This is a genomic window from Flavisolibacter ginsenosidimutans (genome assembly GCF_007970805.1).
Lineage (GTDB): Bacteria > Bacteroidota > Bacteroidia > Chitinophagales > Chitinophagaceae > Flavisolibacter > Flavisolibacter ginsenosidimutans.
Genome location: NZ_CP042433.1, coordinates 627,914 through 648,305, shown reverse-complemented (window position 1 = coordinate 648,305; position 20,392 = coordinate 627,914). Strand labels below are relative to the sequence as shown.

At 46.0% G+C, this 20,392-nt stretch carries 18 protein-coding genes; 9 read left to right on the top strand and 9 right to left on the bottom strand.

The window, feature by feature from the left end; genetic code table 11:
* Positions 1–42: 42 nt before the first annotated feature.
* The 3 genes from FSB75_RS02575 (at position 43) to araA (ending at position 3,598) form a co-directional block, all read left to right on the top strand.
* Positions 43–741, top strand: a complete 699-nt coding sequence (locus FSB75_RS02575) for an L-ribulose-5-phosphate 4-epimerase (RefSeq protein ID WP_146782299.1) — start codon at positions 43–45, stop codon at positions 739–741.
* Between the two features lie 87 nt (positions 742–828).
* Positions 829–1,896, top strand: a complete 1,068-nt coding sequence (locus tag FSB75_RS02570; protein WP_227990750.1) for an aldose epimerase family protein — start codon at positions 829–831, stop codon at positions 1,894–1,896.
* Between the two features lie 211 nt (positions 1,897–2,107).
* Positions 2,108–3,598: an L-arabinose isomerase gene (gene araA / locus FSB75_RS02565; RefSeq protein ID WP_146791753.1), complete on the top strand. Its 1,491-nt coding sequence runs from the start codon at positions 2,108–2,110 to the stop codon at positions 3,596–3,598.
* Positions 3,599–3,657: 59 nt separating this feature from the next.
* Here the strand turns inward: araA and FSB75_RS02560 are convergent, their stop codons facing one another.
* From FSB75_RS02560 to FSB75_RS02545, 4 genes are all read right to left on the bottom strand, one after another.
* Complete coding sequence (locus FSB75_RS02560) at positions 3,658–4,470, bottom strand: hypothetical protein (protein ID WP_146782293.1); 813 nt, start codon at positions 4,468–4,470, stop codon at positions 3,658–3,660.
* 16 nt (positions 4,471–4,486) lie between these two features.
* Entirely contained in the window at positions 4,487–5,695 is a 1,209-nt protein-coding gene (locus FSB75_RS02555) for a hypothetical protein (protein WP_146782290.1), read from the bottom strand.
* 136 nt (positions 5,696–5,831) lie between these two features.
* On the bottom strand, positions 5,832–6,824 hold the full coding sequence (locus tag FSB75_RS02550) for an SPFH domain-containing protein (protein ID WP_146791751.1): 993 nt from the start codon (positions 6,822–6,824) through the stop codon (positions 5,832–5,834).
* Between the two features lie 53 nt (positions 6,825–6,877).
* Positions 6,878–7,915 (bottom strand): OmpA family protein, encoded by a 1,038-nt coding sequence (locus FSB75_RS02545; protein WP_146782287.1) that lies wholly within the window; start codon positions 7,913–7,915, stop codon positions 6,878–6,880.
* 272 nt (positions 7,916–8,187) lie between these two features.
* Between FSB75_RS02545 and FSB75_RS02540 the strand changes: the two genes are divergently transcribed.
* The 5 genes from FSB75_RS02540 (at position 8,188) to FSB75_RS02520 (ending at position 11,030) form a co-directional block, all read left to right on the top strand.
* The gene (locus FSB75_RS02540) at positions 8,188–8,655 is read left to right on the top strand and encodes a hypothetical protein (protein WP_146782283.1); all 468 of its coding nucleotides are present in this window, start codon (positions 8,188–8,190) and stop codon (positions 8,653–8,655) included.
* A gap of 213 nt (positions 8,656–8,868) precedes the next feature.
* Entirely contained in the window at positions 8,869–9,102 is a 234-nt protein-coding gene (locus FSB75_RS02535) for a DUF433 domain-containing protein (RefSeq protein ID WP_146782281.1), read from the top strand.
* On the top strand, positions 9,086–9,409 hold the full coding sequence (locus FSB75_RS02530; RefSeq protein ID WP_172623046.1) for a DUF5615 family PIN-like protein: 324 nt from the start codon (positions 9,086–9,088) through the stop codon (positions 9,407–9,409). Before FSB75_RS02535 ends, FSB75_RS02530 begins: the two co-directional genes overlap by 17 nt.
* Positions 9,410–9,652: 243 nt before the next feature.
* Positions 9,653–10,033, top strand: a complete 381-nt coding sequence (locus tag FSB75_RS02525; protein WP_146782278.1) for a hypothetical protein — start codon at positions 9,653–9,655, stop codon at positions 10,031–10,033.
* 175 nt (positions 10,034–10,208) lie between these two features.
* Positions 10,209–11,030, top strand: coding sequence for a DUF5694 domain-containing protein (locus FSB75_RS02520; protein WP_146782275.1), 822 nt, complete (start codon positions 10,209–10,211; stop codon positions 11,028–11,030).
* A 31-nt stretch (positions 11,031–11,061) separates the two neighbouring features.
* Here FSB75_RS02520 and pepT read toward each other — a convergent pair whose 3' ends face one another.
* The 4 genes from pepT to FSB75_RS02500 form a co-directional block, all read right to left on the bottom strand.
* Positions 11,062–12,483 (bottom strand): peptidase T, encoded by a 1,422-nt coding sequence (gene pepT / locus FSB75_RS02515; RefSeq protein WP_227990748.1) that lies wholly within the window; start codon positions 12,481–12,483, stop codon positions 11,062–11,064.
* Positions 12,484–12,507: 24 nt separating this feature from the next.
* Complete coding sequence (locus tag FSB75_RS02510) at positions 12,508–15,540, bottom strand: sensor histidine kinase (protein ID WP_146782268.1); 3,033 nt, start codon at positions 15,538–15,540, stop codon at positions 12,508–12,510.
* A 27-nt stretch (positions 15,541–15,567) separates the two neighbouring features.
* A complete protein-coding gene (locus FSB75_RS02505) occupies positions 15,568–15,909 on the bottom strand; it encodes a hypothetical protein (protein WP_146782264.1) in 342 nt (113 codons plus the stop codon).
* A gap of 104 nt (positions 15,910–16,013) precedes the next feature.
* On the bottom strand, positions 16,014–18,455 hold the full coding sequence (locus tag FSB75_RS02500) for a penicillin acylase family protein (RefSeq protein ID WP_146782260.1): 2,442 nt from the start codon (positions 18,453–18,455) through the stop codon (positions 16,014–16,016).
* A gap of 140 nt (positions 18,456–18,595) precedes the next feature.
* Between FSB75_RS02500 and FSB75_RS02495 the strand changes: the two genes are divergently transcribed.
* Complete coding sequence (locus FSB75_RS02495) at positions 18,596–19,546, top strand: immunity 26/phosphotriesterase HocA family protein (RefSeq protein ID WP_146782257.1); 951 nt, start codon at positions 18,596–18,598, stop codon at positions 19,544–19,546.
* A gap of 165 nt (positions 19,547–19,711) precedes the next feature.
* On the opposite strand, the gene FSB75_RS02490 is transcribed toward FSB75_RS02495, so the two are convergent.
* On the bottom strand, positions 19,712–20,368 hold the full coding sequence (locus FSB75_RS02490; protein ID WP_146782254.1) for a protein-L-isoaspartate(D-aspartate) O-methyltransferase: 657 nt from the start codon (positions 20,366–20,368) through the stop codon (positions 19,712–19,714).
* Positions 20,369–20,392 lie beyond the last annotated feature (24 nt).

Genomic DNA, 20,392 nt, shown 5'->3' with positions numbered 1-20,392 from the left:
GAAAAATCAATCTTCAATTTCAAACCTCAAACTTCAAATCAATTGAGCCGTTACGATCACATTAAAGAAGCCGCTTACGAAGCAAACATTCAATTGCCTAAACTTGGATTGGTACTCTTCACCTTTGGCAATGTAAGCGCCGCGGACAGGGCCGAAGGAGTTTTCGCCATCAAGCCAAGCGGCCTGCCGTACGAGGATTTATCGCCGGAAAAAATGGTCATCGTTGACTTTGACGGTTACGCCGTGGAAGGAAGCCTGCGGCCTTCGTCCGATACGAAAACCCACGCGGTTTTGTACAAACACTGGGAAGACATTGGCGGCATTGCGCACACGCACTCAACATACGCCACGGCGTGGGCGCAGTCGCAGCGCGACATTCCGATTTTTGGAACGACACATGCCGATCACAACACCGTTGACATTCCCTGTGCACCGCCCATGGACGACAAGATGATTGAAGGCGACTACGAGTACGAAACCGGCTTCCAGATCATGAACTGCTTTAAAGAAAAAGGTCTTGATTACAGAGAAGTAGAGATGATCCTTGTTGGAAACCACGCACCTTTCACCTGGGGAAAGAGCGCCGAGAAAGCGGTGTACAACAGCGCGGTGCTGGAAACGGTGGCACAAATGGCTTTGCTTACAGAAAAGGTCAATCCATCTGCGCCGCGGTTAAAAGATGCCCTTATTAAAAAACATTTCGAACGCAAACACGGACCCAATTCATATTACGGACAATAAAACCCACTTGCTTTTATGAAGAAATACTTCTTACTGCCCGCCATTGCTTTCACTCTTTTTGCTTGCAACAACAATCAACCAACGAAAATGTCAGAAAAAACAGGAGAAACCAAAGGCTTCGGCATTGCTGAAAAGCCCTTTGGCAATACAGACGGAAAAGACATCACCGAGTACACGTTGAGCAATCCTTCGGGCATGCAGGTTTCCATCATCAATTACGGTGGAACGATAACAAAGTTGATAGCACCCGACAAGAAAGGCACGATGGGCGATGTGGTGCTTGGCTATGATTCGCTTAGCGGTTATTTGCAAAAAGGCAATCCATATTTCGGCGCCCTGATTGGTCGTTACGGAAACCGCATTGCGGGCGGCAAGTTTACACTCGACGGAAAAAATTACACACTTGCGCAGAACAACAACGGCAACTCTTTGCACGGCGGCAACAAAGGCTTTGACAAAGTGGTTTGGGATGCAAAAAAACTTGCAGGTGATAGTAGCCTTGAATTGAATTACGTAAGCAAGGATGGCGAAGAAGGTTATCCCGGCACGTTGAACGTGAAAGTGGTTTACACGCTTACGGCTGATAACGGTTTGCGCATTGATTACACGGCAACAACCGATAAAGCCACGCCGGTGAACTTAACCAACCATGCGTATTTTAACTTAACGGCCGGCGCGGATTCAACGATCCTTGCGCACGAGCTGCAAATTGACGCCGACAAGTACACGCCGGTAAATGATTTGTTGATTCCGACGGGGCAAATTACGGACGTGAAAGGCACGCCCATGGACTTTACAACAGCCAAGCCGATTGGCCGCGACATTGACAAAGTAAAAGGCGGTTACGATCACAACTGGGTACTGAACAAAAAAGGCAACGCTCTGGATAAGGTAGCCAGTTTGTATGAACCCAGTAGCGGACGATACATGGACGTGTTTACCACGCAACCAGGCTTGCAATTTTATTCCGGCAACTTTTTGGATGGTACGCTTACCGATACAAAAGGCGGAAAGAAATACGTGCAACACGCAGCGCTGTGTTTGGAAACGCAACACTTTCCCGATTCGCCCAACCAGCCTTCTTTTCCCGGTACAATTTTAAAACCGGGTGAGACGTATCACCAGGTAACGGTTTACAAATTTGGGACGAAATAAAGCCCATCCCCAACAGTCATACTGATTGTTGAAGACGGTGCTAAAGCCCCTTCCCGGTGGGAAGGGTGTAAACAGGTTGAAAGCAAAAGATAAGCTCAATGCTTTTTGTAAGAATTGAAATAAAAACGAAACGTCGCAAAGCTAGCCCAGTGCGGCGGATGGCCTTCCCACCGGGAAGGTCGGGATGGGCCACCCCAAAAACAAAAACATGTTGAACGATTTAAAGAATTTAGAAGTCTGGTTTGTAACCGGCAGCCAGCATTTGTACGGCGAAGAAACCCTGAAGCAAGTGGCCGCACACTCACAGGAAATTGCGGCGTATTTGAATGCACACAAAAGCATTCCGGTCCAGGTAATTTTCAAGCCCACCGTGAAATCAACCGAAGAAATTACAGCCACAATTGCCGAAGCAAATACGGCGAAGAATTGCATCGGCATCATTGCCTGGATGCACACCTTCTCCCCTGCCAAAATGTGGATCAACGGCCTGAAGATTTTGCAAAAGCCTTTGTTGCATCTGCATACCCAGTTCAACCGCGACATTCCGTGGAGCGACATTGACATGGACTTCATGAACCTCAATCAATCGGCGCACGGCGACCGCGAGTTTGGTCACATTTGCGCAAGGCTGAAAGTGAAACGCAAAGTGGTTGTTGGCCATTGGAAGGACGAGAAAGTTACAGAGCGCATCAACGTTTGGTGCCGTGCCGCGGCTGGTTGGAACGATTGGCAAGGCGCACGTTTCGTTCGCTTTGGCGACAACATGCGTTTTGTAGCCGTTACTGACGGCGACAAAGTAGAAGCCGAATTAAAATTTGGTTATTCCGTCAACTTTCACGGCATCGGCGATTTGGTTGATGTCATCAATCAAAGCACCGATGCAGAAATTGATGCGCTGTGCGAAACCTATGCATCGGAATACAAGCTTGCCGACAGCCTGAAGAAAGGTGGCAAGCAGCACGATTCACTTCGCGAAGCCGCAAAGATTGAAGTGGGCATGCGCAAGTTTTTGGAACAAGGCAACTTTAAAGGCTTTACCGACACGTTTGAAGACCTGCACGGCATGGCCCAATTGCCGGGCATTCCTTCGCAGCGATTGATGAACGATGGTTACGGTTTTGGCGGCGAAGGCGATTGGAAAACTTCCGCATTGGTAAGAGCGATGAAAGTAATGGCAACCGGTTTGGAAGGCGGCAATTCTTTTATGGAAGATTACACCTATCACTTCGAACCCGGCAATGAAATGGTGTTGGGTTCGCACATGCTGGAGATTTGCCCGTCCATTGCCGACGGCAAGGCTTCGTGTGAAATTCATCCTTTGGGTATTGGCGGCAAGGCCGATCCCGTGCGTCTTGTGTTTAACGTTGGCGCAGGCGCTGCGTTGAACGCTTCCCTCATTGACATGGGCAACCGTTTTCGGCTGTTGGTGAACGAAGTAGAAGCCGTAAAACCAAAGCACGATCTGCCGAAGCTTCCCGTTGCAAGGGTGCTTTGGAAACCGCTACCCGATATGCAAACGGCTTGTGCCGCGTGGATTCTGGCCGGCGGCGCACACCACACCTCTTACAGCCAGAATTTAACACCGGAGCATTTGGAAGATTTTGCCGAGATGGCCGGAATTGAGTTCGTGTTGATTGACGAAGCCACAAAACTCTTGCAATTCAAGAACGAGTTGAAGTGGAGCGATATTTATTATCGCTAAGAAACCAATCTTTATAAATTTTAAAATGCTTCAAATTTTTGAAGCATTTTTTTTGTTTTTCAATACGCATATTTATAAACATCGCACCATTCTTCACCACACAACAAGCGTTTGTAAACCGGATGTTTTAACACGTCAACGTAATTCATCCAACGGCCGTCAACTTTGATCATTTGCATAATAAACCGAATGCCGTGGCTGTAATCAACGTACCAGTTTACATGGCCTGTGTACAAGGGTTGAATTGGCTTGCCGTCCAATTTGTGCCAACCGTAGATAGCCACGCGGTTGGGTTTTGTATCTCGTGTAAGCTTTCCGCTGATCACCACATCTTTTTTTATTCCCGCAATCAAACCTTTCTTCCCTCTCCGCTGTCCTTCAATAATCAAGTTGTGTTGGTACATGGTTGGCGTGCTGTCGCGGAAGGCATACATCGGCACAGGCTCCAATTTTATTTTGGCGGCTTTGTAAATGTCGTCCACCATTTTTCTTGTTGGGAGAAAGCAGTGAAAACTGTCCGCAATCTTTTGCGCAGCCATCGGCGTCACGTCAACTCTCGCCCAATCATCATCAGTACCAAGGCTTAAATAATCAGGCATCACGTAGTAGGTTGCTTTTATTTCCTTACCCGAAGAAGAATCGAAAAGTGAAACGTTTACGGCTACAAATTTTTTAAGAAATGAAGGCAAATTGCCCGAAAGAATCTCCTGAACTGCAAAGGAATCCCGCCGCTGCCAATTGAAAGGGAAAGCAGTTTTGTAAAATTCCGTTCCGGTGATGCGTTGTGTAGTTGGCGTTGCTGTGTGAAGATGTTTGTAGTGAGAACAGGAAACAAATGTGAAGCAAAGCAGAAAGCAAAGAAAAACTCTCATGCTTTGAAAGTAGGAATTATTTGTACAGGCTTAACTCATTCAAGACAACGGCGATGTCGTTGTTGGGCAGTGCCACGCCTTTGGCCGCAACTTCGGTTTCAATCTTGCCGTTCTCGTTTTCCAGTTCTTTTGTGTTGATGGCCTTTGCTCTTTTTTCCTGCGGCGGGTTGAGTTTTTCGGAACGTTCAAACTCCAATACTTTTTCGTGAATATCGGCAGGCAAACTGTTCTCGCATTTGTAAGCCAGCTCAATAAACTGCCGCGCAAAAAAGGCATCAATCTGGATGCGGCGTTTGCTCAGGTGCGCAAATTTGCCAATGATGCGGCAGATGTTTTCTCTTTCTTCGGGGCTAAGTTGCTCGGCAAATTCGTAGTCTTCAATCTTGCAAAGTGAGAGGATCAACGGCTCCAACGAATCGGCCGAAACAACGTACACATCGTAGTCGGCAAGATTATAAACAAAGTCTTTAATGCAGTGAAGCGTGTTGGTGGGCACAATAAGAAAAATATCCTTCTTTACACTGTCAAGCTTTGCGTATTTTTTTGCGCCTTCGGCCTGCGCTTTTAAATAAAGCGGGAAGTTTTTTAAGTCATCGCCGGCAGGAGATTTTGCATCGAACACCACGTATTCATCGGCAATAAAAAGCGTGTTATCCGGATCACCCCTGAACGGCGCTTTGTCCACGTAATGCAACGTATGCTTTTGGCAAATCTGCTTCATGCGGCCTTGCACGTCCGTTTGATGCGCAGCCCATGTTTCCTTCAGTGATTTCAATCTTTCCACTTCTTCTTCGTAGCGTTGCTGCACTTCTTTTGCCCGTTCTTCCTGCAACTGTTGCTTTATGCCCTGCAACGAAACAATCTCTTCGGAATATTTTTGCGCCCTGAACTCGTCTTCTTTTTTTAACTGGATATTTTCTTCCCGGACGGCTTGCAAGTCGCGTTCGCAATTTTGTGCTCTTTCCTTGTAAGCTCCCAGTTCTTTGTTGAGGTTTTGGAACTGTGTTTCAAGATTTCTTTTCGTCTCCTGCAACACCGAAAACTGCATTTGCACCGAAGCGATATTTTGCTGGGCAGAAGAAAGTTCGTTTTGCAGAGAAGTGAGTGCCGAAGCAGCATCCACCAAATCATGCCGAACCGCCGTCCAGCCAAACAACCGTCCCCAAAAGCCAAGGCTCTTGACTTTGTCCAGAAATGCTTTTACAGTAAGAAGGTTGGCGGTCATGCTGCGTGATTTGGTTTTCCTTATTAACGGTAAAAGATGAAATTATTGCGGAAAGGTTGCAAGAGAAGATGACAGTTAACTGATGACAGATGACGGCAGAGGCGTTTTGCTGTCATCTGTCATCCCTCGTCTGTCATCAGTTCTTGACCAGATCGTTGCCGTTGGCACTCGTACCGGCATGTTTCACCATCAGTGCCTGGATTTGCCTCATGGTGTTTTCCATGCCGTCGGCGCTGCCGTCGAGAAAGATAACGTTGCCTCTTCCGTATTCCGCAAAGTTTTTTACGGCCTCTGTCCACATGCTAAAAAGAATCACATTCGTATCGAGGTTGGCCTGCTTCATTTGCTCGGCGGCTTCGGACATACCGCGGGCCACTTCCTGACGAAACAAAGCCACGCCCTGGCCACGCAAACGTGCCGCTTCGCGTTCGGCTTCTGCTGCAATCTTTATTGCGTTGCCCTCGGCTTCAGCGCCTTTTGTTTTGGTAATGAGAAGCGCCTGCCCTTCGTTTTCGGCGGCGGCTTTTAAGTTGTTCGACGCAACCACTTTGCTCATTGAATCCATGATGGCTTTGTCAAAGGTGATGTCGTTGATTTGGAGGTCTTGCAAATGATAACCCCATTGCTCAAGCGTATGGTCAATCTGGTCCTTTACGTAATCCACAATTTCCTTGCGCTGTCCTAAAATTTCAGATTGTCTTTTCGTGGCAACAAAAGCCCGGATGGAGCCCTCAATGGTTCGGGTAAGCGCTTGCATTAAATCCCTGTCGCTGATGAAAACAAAAGCCACCCGCTTGATGGTTTCTTCATCAGTGTTTTGCACCGAATAAAGCAACATGCTTTTAAAATAGACGTTGGCCTGGTCAATGGTTACGGCCTGGAACTCCATTTCTACGGAACGGTTTTGTACCGATATTTTTTTCATTACTTGCTCCAGCAAAGGAATTTTGAAATTCAGGCCCGGCCTCGCCGCACGGCGATATTTACCAAACATGGTAACAACGCCAACGTAGCCCTGGTTAATGGTAAACAAGCCGCTGAAGATGATGAAAAGAAGAATGAGCAGCCACCAGAAATCTTTGATAAAGTTGAAGAGTGCGCCGCCGTTGTTGTCTTGAAGGAGGATCATGATGAGTGGTTTGATGATGTTAAGGTATCGCATATCGGGTAGATAGGAAATACCTATTCACGAACGTAAAAATAAATTTCAACGCGGCGATTTTGCTGTCGCCCAGCAACGCTGCGGTTATCGGCAACCGGCTTGTTGCTTGCCCATCCGCGTGTAACTATTGGTGCGGCAAGATGCGGCTGAAGATAACGGGCCACTGAAGCCGCACGGTTCTCGGAAAGCTTTTGATTTAAGCCGCTGTTGCCCTGGCTGTCGGTATGGCCTTCTACAACAACCGAATCAACTTGTAAAGCCATTGCTTTTCGAAGAAAATTATCCAGCACAACGTTTGCCGATGCGGTTAACGCATAACTGTTGGTGGCAAACAATACATCGGGAATCACCAGGGTGTCAATGCGCTGCAAGATTGTTTTTGAAAGCGGCTCCAGCGGCGGCGGATTCTTGGTGTAATAATAAATGAGCCGGTCAAGTTTGTCGTGCCGCGCATCAAAGGCATATTCTTCCTCTTTTACCTTGTCGGCATCGCTGCACAATTTTTCCGATGGGTTTAACGGTGTGAGGCTGAAGTCATCGAGAAAGAAATAATAATTGCCCTTTATTTCGGGATAGCCGGTTTTGATTTCGTGTCCGCGGCTTGAAAAATCGCCGATGTTTAAAAAACGTTCTTCACCGGTGGCCGTATAAACCAGCGTTATTTTTTGCCAGTCGTCAACAAGTTTTAGAGCCGTATCGGAACGAATAAAAAGCTGCGGGCGGCTGGCCGCGATTCTTTCTTTTTGGTAAAGGAAATCTTTGGAAGAAAAATAAATGCCAATCGAGTCAAAGACGTTGTGCGTTGAACGAAAGTAAAATTGGAGTTTGTATTTTTCGCCGCCGCGCAAACCGCAAAGCAACCGCGTTCGAAGGAAATTGCGCAACTGGGGCCGGTCTTTGTTGCCCAGCACCAAGCCCGTAAAGTGGCGGCCTTCCGCCGCGTGGGCTGCATCGTCAAAATAATAATCGGCATAAAGCGAAGTGGAAATCCACCCTTCGGGTGCGCAGTTCTTTTGGTACTCGGCACAAATGTTTTCGTCTTCAAAGCCGCCGTTCATGAGGAGGTTTTGGGCAAAGAGAGAAAGAGGGAAAAGGACAGAAAAGAGAATCGTCGGGTGTTTTTTCACTCCTTAAAGATATTGAGAGAGAAAAAAATTAGCGACAATACAAAATGTATAACGCGGTGGATTGTCCTAACGACAATACGGAGTGTATAACGTTAAGTGCTTCATTTCCAGATAGCGAACTTTTTTGGAGGGCACAGACAATAGCATAAATTCACGTGTTGGTGGCAAGCTTAGTGAACTTAACTGCTTAACTATTTGGTAAAATGGTGAACAAGAAACGGACAAGCACAGTCAACCTGTTTTATTGCGTTTTGGCAATTACCTGTTTATTGTTTTCGAACTGTAAGACTTCAGGAAATTCGGCTTCACACAAAAAGGTATTCAAGCAAATCTATGTTGACCAGTTTAAGTTGACGTATTTCCGTAGTTTACTTCTTAAAAGCTATAACAATTCGGAAGACATTAAGAACATCATCAATTTAGATAAAAGCGGTTTTACCGAACCAATACTAACAATTGCTGACTACAGACTAATAGATAGCTTGACAACAGCAGACAACATTCAATTAACAGTAGACTCAACCACCAGCATTGGCAGAGTTGCCGAAGGCGCAGAAGGAAAGCACATCCTCGGCTATGTATTAAAAAAGTTAGAGAGCAAGCGGCTGGATAGTGTAGCGAGGAAAAGATATAAGTATGCAAAGGTTGACGAACAATATCCCGAATATTGAACGCCAGCCACCAACATCGGTTTTGTGCTATAGCGGCTGGATGAACAAGGGCTGAACATTTGTAATTCTATTTGGCTGTTGTACAGTAGCCAGGGCTGGCGAACCACGGAATACCGCCACAGCAGCAAGCTCTGTTCGTTGTGTATCACCGTTTTCTCACGGCTTCCGGGTAGACAAAACTTCTTATTTTTACTTTGTTTAACTCTTAAGATAATGGAAGGACGAGTTATAAATATCGACCCTGAAATTTTAGGTGGAACTCCTGTTTTTTACGGAACACGTGTGCCTATTAAAAATCTTTTTGATTACCTGGAAACCGGTGACACGATTGAAACATTCCTTGAAGACTTTGACGGCGTGAAAAAGGAACAGGTAATAAAGGTTTTGGAAATGTCGCAAAGACTAATCGAAACATCAACAGGAATACTGAATGAAAATTTTGCTTGACGAATGCGTAACGAAAAGACTAAAATCTCATTTGACGGAGTTTGAAGTTTTTACTGTTTCCGACATGAAATGGAACGGAATTAAGAACGGCAAATTAATGACCTTATGTATTGACCATAATTTTGACCTCCTTCTAACAATTGACAAAAACCTGATATTTCAGCAAAACCTTGACAAATACAAGTTGACAACTGCTGTATTAAATTCTTCAACGAGCAAGATTGAAGAACTGGTGCAGTTCATGCCATCGTTTAAAGCACAAGTTGCCAGGCTTGAAAAACACAAGGCTTACATCATAGATAAATAAGGCGAACGCACAACAGGCGGCTTTGTGCAATAGTGGGGCGAAGGAATAAACTATCGGCTACTTAACGCTAATCATCAATAATTCCAGCGTGACTCAACGCTATCGAGCAAAAGGATTTGTTATCACCGATAAATCATTTTTGTACTATGGTTCAGTGCCTGACGAAACACTGAATACCGCAGCAGCACAAAGCCTTGTTCGTTGGGCTCAACTAATTTCCAGGTTTTTCGTAGTTTACGAAACATGTCAAGCGATACTTCAAATACCACCGGCTGGCCTGATGAACTTGATGCATTGTTATCGGCTCCTGAACACCATAAACTATTAATGGAAAATGATTTCGTTCGGGTAATTGATACGTTAATTCCACCCGGCGAGGTTACGAATGTACACACCCACAAGTGGCCGGCTTCCTTATACGTAATCAGTTGGTCGGACTTCATCCGGTATGACGCTAAGGGAAATATTATCGTTGACTCTCGAAATTTTTTACAAACGCCTTTGCCTTCATCTGCTATTTGGTCTGAAGCATTACAACCGCATGCATTAGAAAACATTGGCGAAAGTGAAATTCACATAATAAGCGTTGAAAGCAAAACTTTGATAGACGATGCTCAACATTGATTGCTTCAAGTATGGCTTGACGTAACTCTATTTAGGTGACGAAGAACACGACATTTGATTAACTTGCTTCAACTGCATTGCTGTCAATGCCACACATGAAGCACTGCTTTCCCGTCGCCTTCTCTTTAAAACCCTGTAACAAAATCCCGCACTCCCCGTTTTACTCGAAAAAAACATGAAAATAATTTTATCAATCCTGTTGCCTTTGTTCTCGTTGGCCGTCACGGCGCAGTCCAAAAAACCGCAAGTCATGACGTTGGGAATGTTTCATTTTAATTTCCCAAACCTCGATGTAAAACAGATCAGCAAGAAAGACCAAATTGACGTTCTTGAACCAACGTATCAAAATGAGATCGAGGACATCGTCGGCAAAATTTCGCGGTTCAAACCCACAGTTATTGTCATTGAAAGGCGGCCTTCTGAACAACGTGCAACTGATTCAACCTTTGGCCAATACCTGCGTGGAAATTATGCATTAAAAAGAAACGAGGAAGAACAGATCGGCTTTCGGCTGGCAAAACGTTTGGGACTAAATAAACTTTATTGCGTTGACGAGTGGGGAAATTTCAACAACAGGATCAACGACATTGTTTACGGCAAAGACAGTATTGAAGCAAAAAAATTTGAGAGCTATTTTGAAAGCAATCCCGATGCAGCCAAACGTTTTGCGCGGGAACCGGTATTTAAAACAAAAGGGATCTTAGCCGAATTAAAACAAGCCAACGACGAAGCCAACATAAAAAAGAGCCTGGGAAATTATTTGACAGGCCTTTTCAAATACGAGTCGCAGGAGCATGACTTTACCGGCGTTGATTTTGAAACCGGCCGCTGGTTTAGCCGGAACCTGAAAATTTTCAGGAACATCCAGCGCATTGAAACCAAGCCTTCCGATAGAATCCTGGTGATCTTCGGTGCCGGACACATGAACTTGTTGAATTACTTTTTCGATTGCTCACCGGAATACACACGCGTCACCACAAACGATTTTTTGAAATGAGCGCCGGCAAGCGTATGAGCAATTGGACCCCTTAACCTTTTTGTTCTCCTTTCTCTTCCCAAATCATCGCCAAATGCACAATGGTTTCAACCGCCTTGTTCATGTCCTGTACCGAAATAAATTCAAGCTTGGAATGAATGGCCTGCTCGCCGGCAAACAAATTAGGACAAGGCAAACCCATAAAGGAAAGACGGCTGCCGTCGGTGCCGCCGCGAATGCTTTCCATTTTTAGTTTAAGCCCACTGCGTTCAATAGCTTCTTTGGCAAAGTTCACTACCTGCGGATGCTGGTCAAGCACTTCTTTCATGTTGCGGTATTGCTCCGTTACGGCCAATTCAAACTTGGCCGCCGGGTAATTTTCCATCACCATCTCCACAATGCCTAACAGAAAATCTTCTTTCTTCTTTAAGCCATCGGTCACAAAATCGCGGACAATAAAATCAATCGTTGCCTTCTCCGCAATGCCGTCCACACGAACGGGATGAATGAAGCCCTGCTTGCTTTCGGTGGTTTCGGGCGAAAGTTCGGCACGCGGCAACGAGGCCAAGACATCACCGGCAATTTTCAACGCGTTCACCATTTTATCCTTTGCATAACCGGGATGCGTAATCACGCCGTGAATAATGAGTTGCACACCGTCGGCGCTAAAGGTTTCGTCTTCCAGCGAACCCGCATCGCCACCGTCGAGCGTGTAGCCGAAATGCGCATCCAGTTTTTTCATGTCCACTTTGGCCGTACCCTTCCCTACTTCTTCGTCGGGTGTAAACAGCAGGCGAATCTTTCCGTGCTTCGCGTCGGGATGCGTCATTAAAAAGTTAGCGGCGTCCATAATTTCCGCCACGCCTGCTTTGTCGTCGGAACCCAGCAAAGTCGTGCCGCTTGCGGTAATGATGTCGTGCCCAATTAATCTTTCGAGATACGGAAAATCAGCTTTGCGGAGTACTTGGGTTTTGTCATCAGGAAGAACGATGTCTTCGCCATTATAGCTTTTGTGAAGTATCGGTTTTACGCCGCTGCCGCTTGCATCAGGTGCGGTGTCCACGTGAGCACAGAAACAAATCGTTGGAACGTCTTTATTGGTGTTCGACGGAATTGTTGCGTACACATAACCCCATTCATCTATTTCCGCATCGGCAAGGCCCATTGCCTTTAATTCATCCACCAGCAAACGCGATAAGTCTTTTTGCTTTTCGCTTGTTGGTTGCGTGCCGGAAAGCGGGTTGCTCTGCGTGTCAATCTGCACGTAACGCAGAAAGCGGTCGGCAGCCGTGAAGGTGTAGTTTGCAAACATCGGCCAAAGATAAACCCTGTCCCTAAAGGGAACTTGGGCCGGAGAAACTTTAAGGCTTTTAATTACTCTTTCAGCACAATCATTTTTATGGGCCAGAAGTTCATCTATCCATTGGACTTTCGTTGCGTCGCACTCTTGTACGTTCTTATCGCTACTGAGCATTTTGTTTGTGTCGTTCCCCGGTGATTAAAGCGGCAATACAATCATCGTCGTTGTGCCCCCGCCTTCTTCGCTTTTAATGCAATAGCTTCCACCAATCTGCTCCATGCGTTGCCGCATGTTTTGCAACCCGTTTGACCACTGACGGACGTTTCTTGTTTCAAAGCCCTTGCCGTTGTCACAGACAACAAATTGCAGACTGTCGTTTTTTAGCTGCATGTTGATTTCGACCACTGTGGCCGCTGCGTGTTTGGCCACGTTGTTCAGCGTTTCCTTCATCACCAAAAACAAATTGCGCCGTTGCTCTTCGGATAATTTGTGTGAAGGAATTGTTTCGGGAAAATGAAAGCGTACATCGGTTTGGGTTGACTCGAAAAACTTTACAGCATATTCGCGCAAATACGCAACCGTATTTTCCAATGAATCATTCCGCGGATTCAATACCCAGATAATGTCTTGCAGGTTGTCAACAAGCTCTCTGGATGAAGTAGAAATTTTTTCCAACGGCGTAACGGCAGCTTCGTTGCCGGTTAATTGTGTTTTGGCTACTTCACTCAGGATGGCAATTTTAGTAAGCCCGCTTCCCAGGTCGTCGTGCATGTCTTGCGCAATGCGGTTGCGTTCTTTTTCGATGGCCGTTTGCTTCTCCAGCCGCAGAATTTTTTCGCGCAGGTTTCGCTGGCTGATGTAACGAACCATAAGAATTAAAAGGCCAACGAAGATCAAAGCCGTCCCCAGCAAAAACCACCACGTGAGCCAAAACGGTGGCGCAATGCGAACGTTCAAAACGAAGTCATCGCTCCATCGTCCGGCGTTGTTGGATACTTTTAAACGAAGCACATAATCACCCGGAGAAAGATTGCTGTATTGCACAAAATTGCGGTTCGAGAACGTCCACTCTTTTTCCAGCGGCTGCAAACGCGAAGCATAGGTATTTTGCTCGGGGTTCTCGTAATTGATGCCGTCGTATTCTACGTAAATTCTATTTTGATTATAATCCAGGCTAAGCGTTGACGGCGGTTGACTGTAAACCCAATTGCTGTCGGCTATTTGCAACTGGTGAAGAACAAGCTTTGGCGGTTCGCCGGAAGAGGTCCATTGATCGGGGTAAAACCTGTACACGCCGTTACTCTGCGAAAGATAAAAGCAATGACCGTCGAACGATTTCACCCATTGCAGTTCGGACTTTGTTTGAATGCCGTCTTTGTCGTCGTAAAGTGTGAAATGGTTTGTTGCAGGATCGTAACAAACAAGATGATTTGCCGTGATGAACCAAAGCCGGTTCGCAGCGTCGCATGTTACGGAATAAACCTCGTCTTCTTTTTGCAAAAGCGGCGAACGAAGAAAACGGTGCCGGCCGTTTTCCGGATTGTAATCTGCCAAACCTTGTTGCGTGGCTACAAACAAATGACCGTTTTTTCCTTCTGCAATGTCGTTCACCATGCAGCCGGTTTTCTCCTCGCTTAAATCAATTTGCTGAAACTGTTTTTGCCCGGGAAAGTATTGCCATAATGCATCGTTGCCGCAAAGCCAAACGCGGTTTTTGGCGTCGCCAAAAATTTTCCAAACCGGGCCTTCCGCAAGCGGCGGGCCATTGACCTGTAAATGACCGAGCTTTTTAAAATCGAGATTGTACAAATCAACGCCGGCTTTGTAACAAAGCACCCAAACGGTATCGTTGCGGATAAAAAGACCATTTGTTTTTCGCCGCGTTAGGGTATCGGCTCCTTTCGCTTTTGAAAAATCATACAGCAGTTCTCCCCTGGTATCCAATACGGTTACCCCCCCAAACGAAGCGCACCAAAATCGTCCGCGATTGTCGGGTAAAAAGGAAGAAACGTTTGTGCCTTCGTTGCTTTCAAAAGGCAAACGAGTAAACTGTTTATAGCTGCCGGCTTCTTCGTTTACAAGAAAGACGCCTTGCCCGCTGTGCCAGGTAGGTTGCACCAAATAATGATTGTTGTTGAGGGTAAATTCCGAGGGCTCCTGCAAACTGCCTTTTGCGGGGATGGGCAATTTGGTAAAACGGTCGGATAGCAAGGAAAAATTTGCCATTCCGCCCGAACCGGCAACAAGCATTGTACTGCTGTTAACGGCGTCAAAAGAAAAAACGGATTCCGTTTCCTGCGGCGCTTCAAAATAAACAGCCTTTTGAAATTGCGGTTTGCCTTCTTTGTCAAAAGGCAGTTGCACAAGACCGTTGCCAACGGCAAGAAGCATGTTCTCTTCATTGGAAATTTTGACGGGAGAAAGTTTGCGAAGAATGCCGCTGCCTTCGAGGCTTTTGTTCCAATGAATGTTTTGTGGATGTTGAAGTTCTTTGTCGAACACAAAACCACCGTAACCCCAGGTGCCGCACCAAAGTTTTCCAAACGGATCAACGGCAAGCGACATCACCGTTATTGGAGCGTTGGGTAAAGCAATGCGGCGAAAGCCAAAATTTTTTTTGCTGACCACAACCAAATCGACGAACGTACCGAGAACAAGACTGTCGGCCTTCCAATCGCAAAGACAGGTAACGTAAGCCGATAATTTTTTGCCCTTCCATTCTTCGTTGATCCAAACCTGCGTGAAGCGGTTTTCTTTGGCGTTGTACAATTCCAATCCACCCGCATTGCCCGTCCAAATTTTTCCACCTGCGTCTACAAAAACTTTGTTGTCGAAATCAGTCTTCAACAAGCCATCCTTTTGACGGTATCGTTTGCATTGCAAACTGTACGCGTTGAGTTCCGCCACGCCGCCAAGTGTTCCAATCCACAATCTTCCTTCCTTGTCTTCGGCAATGCCGGTGATGTTGTTTGATGGTAGCGTTTCCGCTTTGTTGTTGTAATGGCGCAGGTAAACCGTTGCCGTGCCGTCGTAACGATAAAGTCCGTTCTCGGTTCCAATCCAGGTTAAAGAACGGCTGTCGGTGAAAAGTGTTTTGACTTTTTTGATGCCCGCTTTTTTCAACACACCGGGCAGCGTAAAGCGAAGCGAAGACTTTTCTACTGCCGGTTTTATTTCTTGCGCCTGCAAAGAAGAACAAGCCAAAACCAGCAAACAGAAAAGTTTGTTCATACGGTTTGTTTCGGAAGAAGTAAGACGCTAACGCTGTCGCAACGAACTGCCGCTTGCCGCAGCAAAACCACCGACAAGCGCACCCACAAGGGCCGTCACTAAAATTAGCAAAACCGGTGAACCGCCCAAAGGAATGATTTGCGCAATCTTGTGCGAAAGGTTGTGGTTGTTTTTTATGTCAATCCAAAAAGCCAGCAAGCCCCAACACAAAAAAATGCCCGCAAAGCCCGAGACGAACGCAACGCCATAAGGCTGTTTAACAAGCAGGGCAACGAGAAAAGCAATGACGGCAATGCTCCACCAGGGCGAATACAATCCGGCGAGAAAAGCAAGAGCAGCGGTGAGTAAAATAGCGAGTAAGAATTTCATTTGGCAAAGGCTTGCGATGAGTAAACTGAAAAGTCAAAATGCAAAAGTAAAAACTGTAAGTGCCTTAGGTTTTTTGGCTTTTTAGTTTTGAATTTTGGTTGAATTTATCCTCGATTAAAGTTTAACGTACCGATGATGCGCTTGTCGTTCTTCTCAGATTCTTTCATCATCCACAAGCGGTAATATTTCCCGGTGGCCCAGGTGTCAACAAAATTGTCGTAAAACTTGCTGCCTGGATTGCCGTCTTGTCCACCGGGATAAACGCCCCAGGCTTCCGTTGGCGACGACATCTGCACAATCATGCGCCAGCTTGGACCGTGTGTATCTGTAACGGCGTTGATCACGTTGCTCCAGCCGCCGACGGGTATCTTTCGGGAGAAAGAAGGAACGGCTGCCTTGAGCAGGTGAAAGATGATCGGGTCTTTGTGCGCCGCCCATTGCAGCTTGCCCGCAGCTTCGTCTTTTTTTAGTTGAGCCGCTGCTTTTTCAAAAGCCTGCGTTACCACATCGCGAAGCGTTTCATGCTGCGGTGTGCTTACATCATCTATCCATTTAAACGCAGAATCTTTGTGAATCCATTCAACCAGCGTTTCTTCTGTGGGGTAAGGATTTCGCAACGAATCACGCTGCCATTCATCGCGCCATATCCCTTGCTTTAAACTGTCCATCCAGGTTTGATAAACCGTTGCGCCGGTGGATGCGGCGCTTGTGTTTAAATCCCAGCTTTTGAAGGTTGTCAAATAATTTTTGGCATCGGCATCCAAGGTATTTTCGTTTACGTTGTGCAACAAGATTTTCCTTGCGTCTTCTGCCATCACCGAATAAACGTTGTTTTGCAACGCCTTCATGTCGTCAACGGTAATGTTGTTCATGCGGCTAAGGTTTCTTTCAATGGAAATGCCGCGTGGCGTGATGTAATTACCGGGAATGAAATAAGGATAGGTTGAGTCAACGGGCCGCTGGTTAGCGCTTTCCAGAAAGCCGCGTTCGGGATTTAATGCGTGTGGATTTTCCGCTTGCGGTATAAAACCTTGCCACTGATAGCTGCTGTCCGTTCCGCGCATCAGGTAAACGCCCTGCCCATACCAGCGTGCGGGAAACTTGCCTTGTTGCCAAATAGCAATGTCACCACCCCGACTTTCAAACACAAAGTTTTGCCCCGGCGTGGTAAAGGTTTTAATGGCGGCTAAGTAATCGTTGTAGTTTTTTGCGCGGTTTAATTTGTAAAACGTAAGGCCTTCGTTTGATGCGTCATGAGCGGTCCACCGCAGCGCAAGGGCTTTGTTTTTTGAAAGTTCTTTTGAAAATGTTTTGTCATAAACCACCGGACCAAATACGGTGTAGGCAACGCTGTCGTAAACATTGGCGGCGCCTTTCACTTTAATGGTATCAATGCGAAACTGCGTGGACGTCCAGTTGCCGTTGTATAAATACTCTTTGCGGCTGTCGTCTTTAAATTGAATTTCGTACCAATCGCGAACGTCGCGTTGCGCATTGGTTACACCCCAGGCAATGTTGTCGTTAAAGCCAATAATAACGTTGGGCGAACCGGGAAAAGTTGCGCCGTAAACATTCACGTTCGGCGTAGTGATTTGCATTTCGTACCAGATGGAAGGGAAGGTCAATTCAAGATGCGGATCATTGCAAAGAATGGGTGCGCCGCTGGCCGTTTTCTTTCCGCTTACGACCCAATTGTTACTACCGTTTAGCGGATTGGGTTTTGAAACCTGTATAACTTTTACCGTGTCTCTTTTTTCAAAATAAAGCGAATCGGCATTGGCAGGTTTTACCGGCACAACGCTTGGTGCATCAAAGGCCGTTCCTTTCGGAACGATGGGCAACAAAGAATCCGGAACTTGTTTGTCCAATTGCATGAGGTCTTCAAAGCTTAACCGTGGTTTTGCTGCTGTGTTCTCCAGATCTTCATCGTAACCCGCAAGCGTTTTGCTCATTTGCTTTAAGAACAAGGCGATTTTCAAATTGCTCCAGGGTTCGGGCTTGTAGCCAAGTAATTTGTATTCGATGGGAAGTGTGCTTTGCGTTAAGCCGTTGATGTAAGCATTTACACCGGCGGTGTAAGCATCGCAGCTCGCTTTTGATTCAGGATCGGATTCAAAAACCTTCAGGGCATTTTCGGCGGCATATACCATTCCGGAGCGGCGTTGTTCGCGGTCGAAATTGATGAACTTCGGATCGTTGCCAAGATGTTCGGCAATGCGGCCAGCGGCGGCATAGGTTTGCAATTCCATTTGCCACAAGCGATACTTTGCGTGCAGAAAGCCTTGTGCGAAATAGGCGTCTTCGTCGTTGTCGGCAAAGACGTGCGGCACGAGGCGTTCGTCCAAATAAACGCTGGCCTTGCCTTTCAGACTCGGGAAAGAAAAGCTTTCGTTGCGGTCTTCGCCATCGCCTTCGGCAGCCTGCCAAAAGCCGGTTTGCGGCGAAAGAAAATTGCCAAGATCAGGCACCTTGCCCCAGCGTTTGTTGAGCGCAAACACAAGCGCAACGGTGACGACGGTGCTGACGATAAAAGGGATGATGCGCATAAGCAGGGAATAGAGTGGGAAGATAAGGAGAGTGCGGGAAATGAACCAATGAAGCGGATAAACTTAGGGCGGCGATTAGAATGGCGAATGCAATGGGTCGCCCACCGACAATCCGGTGAACGAAGACAAAAAGGTTTAAAATGAAGGCTAAGCTTTTTTTTGGCCGGCAAAAAGGTGTCATATATTTACGAGCTGCACGCAAGCTTATTATGACCCTTTACGAGCTGACAAATAATCAAAGACGATATTTCGGACTTCTTACTGTAACTGACAATTGCGAAAAAGTACAATTGAAGGACACAACAACTGTTTATTATCAAGGTGACAGAATCGTAAAGGTTCTTGACTACAGTTTTGGTTACTGTGAATATGACACCGATATAGAAACTAAATACAGGCAAATTTTGCTGCCTAAAACTGCAAGAGGCAAAGAGCAAAAGTTGACCGTTTCTAAAATTCTAAATTTTAAGGGGTCGGGTATTCAGTTCTCTGCTTCTTTTCGGGGAGGCGGCATTCATGTTTACGACAATAAAAGAAAAGTATTCTTTATTAGAAGTTTTGCAGAAGATGGAGACATCAAAAATTATAGTGACATTGAAAAATGGATAACAAGTTACATAAGCAAAGTACCTGCTAATTATTTTGATTGGTTAGGTAAAGAACTTTCCCAAAAACGGTTGAGCGTTAAAATCAAAGAAGGTGATATCATAGCTTTCAAAATTGCAAATGGACAATATGGTTTTGCAAGAATATTAGTGGATGTCTTCGCACAAAGACAAAAAGGGAATACTATGTCATCAAATTTCTATTGGTATCATCCACGGTCATTGATTGTAGCTCCGTATGCACATTATGCTGATACCTTACAAATAGACGTAGACGAACTTGTCGACAAAAAGACCTTACCAACACTTTGCATTTTTGACCTTGACGTATACCGGGGCGAAATGCCGATCATTGCGCACAGGCCTTTATCGTTAACAGATAAGCAAATTCCTCTTCCTGATAAAATCATAACAGCAATTACAATACCTCATACAAAGGCAGACATAGAAGCATTTATTGCTACAAATGGAACAGCAAATAACTAAAAGGACGAAAGCAAGCATCCAATGGTGCATTGTCAAAAGGGGTTAACGGGCACGTGTCGAATAACAGAATAATTATTACAACTATGTACTGGTTTTAGCTGAACGAATCGCTGTTGCCCCATTTTTCTGCAATGTGGAAGGTTTACATGCACACCGATTCAACAACTAATCCTTCTTCCCTTGCAACATCGGCACAAAACTAAACCGGTCGTACACTTCTTCTTTCACGCTGCCGTCGGCTTGTTTAATCAGGCGTTTCATCACCTGCACGTCGCCGCTGCCAAACGGAATCACCATCATCCCTCCCACTTTCATTTGCTGAATTAATTTCAGCGGCACAATGGGCGCCGCCGCCGTGATGATGACTTTATCAAAAGGGGCATAAGTGGGCAGGCCTTCGTAACCGTCGCCGTAGAAGAATTTGATGTTGTGGTATTTTTTAATCCAGAGAAAATTCTTGTTCGCATCAAACAATTTCTTTTGCCTTTCGATGGTGAAAACTTTCGCGCCGAGTTCGGCCAGCACGGCGGCCTGGTAAGCGCTGCCCGTACCGATCTCCAAAACCTTGTCGTTCTTTTTTATTTCCAGCAGTTGCGTTTGGTAAGCCACGGTGTAGGGTTGCGAAATGGTTTGGTGCGCTTCAATGGGAAAGGCTTTGTCTTCGTAAGCCACTTCGTCAAAGGCGGAATCCAGAAAAAAATGGCGGGGAATGTTTTCTAAAGCAGTCAAAACGTTTTCGTCGGTGATGCCCTTGCTTCGTACCGTCTCTACCAATTTTCTGCGCAGTCCTTTGTGACGGTAAGTGTCGTCCGTTGCTCTCATGCGGCAAATATAATTTAACCGAAC

Bases quoted from the DNA above. Each gene is read 5' to 3' on its own strand.
- FSB75_RS02550 (WP_146791751.1), bottom strand. From the start codon at position 6,824: ATGATCCTCCTTCAAGACAACAACGGCGGCGCACTCTTCAACTTTATC.
- FSB75_RS02505 (WP_146782264.1), bottom strand. From the start codon at position 15,909: ATGAAATTCTTACTCGCTATTTTACTCACCGCTGCTCTTGCTTTTCTC.
- FSB75_RS02520 (WP_146782275.1), top strand. From the start codon at position 10,209: ATGAAAATAATTTTATCAATCCTGTTGCCTTTGTTCTCGTTGGCCGTC.
- FSB75_RS02510 (WP_146782268.1), bottom strand. From the start codon at position 15,540: ATGAACAAACTTTTCTGTTTGCTGGTTTTGGCTTGTTCTTCTTTGCAG.
- FSB75_RS02500 (WP_146782260.1), bottom strand. From the start codon at position 18,455: ATGCGCATCATCCCTTTTATCGTCAGCACCGTCGTCACCGTTGCGCTT.
- FSB75_RS02545 (WP_146782287.1), bottom strand. From the start codon at position 7,915: ATGAACGGCGGCTTTGAAGACGAAAACATTTGTGCCGAGTACCAAAAG.
- FSB75_RS02540 (WP_146782283.1), top strand. From the start codon at position 8,188: ATGGTGAACAAGAAACGGACAAGCACAGTCAACCTGTTTTATTGCGTT.
- FSB75_RS02555 (WP_146782290.1), bottom strand. From the start codon at position 5,695: ATGACCGCCAACCTTCTTACTGTAAAAGCATTTCTGGACAAAGTCAAG.
- FSB75_RS02530 (WP_172623046.1), top strand. From the start codon at position 9,086: ATGAAAATTTTGCTTGACGAATGCGTAACGAAAAGACTAAAATCTCAT.
- FSB75_RS02535 (WP_146782281.1), top strand. From the start codon at position 8,869: ATGGAAGGACGAGTTATAAATATCGACCCTGAAATTTTAGGTGGAACT.
- FSB75_RS02570 (WP_227990750.1), top strand. From the start codon at position 829: ATGTCAGAAAAAACAGGAGAAACCAAAGGCTTCGGCATTGCTGAAAAG.
- FSB75_RS02525 (WP_146782278.1), top strand. From the start codon at position 9,653: ATGTCAAGCGATACTTCAAATACCACCGGCTGGCCTGATGAACTTGAT.
- FSB75_RS02490 (WP_146782254.1), bottom strand. From the start codon at position 20,368: ATGAGAGCAACGGACGACACTTACCGTCACAAAGGACTGCGCAGAAAA.
- pepT (WP_227990748.1), bottom strand. From the start codon at position 12,483: ATGCTCAGTAGCGATAAGAACGTACAAGAGTGCGACGCAACGAAAGTC.
- FSB75_RS02560 (WP_146782293.1), bottom strand. From the start codon at position 4,470: ATGAGAGTTTTTCTTTGCTTTCTGCTTTGCTTCACATTTGTTTCCTGT.
- FSB75_RS02495 (WP_146782257.1), top strand. From the start codon at position 18,596: ATGAAGGCTAAGCTTTTTTTTGGCCGGCAAAAAGGTGTCATATATTTA.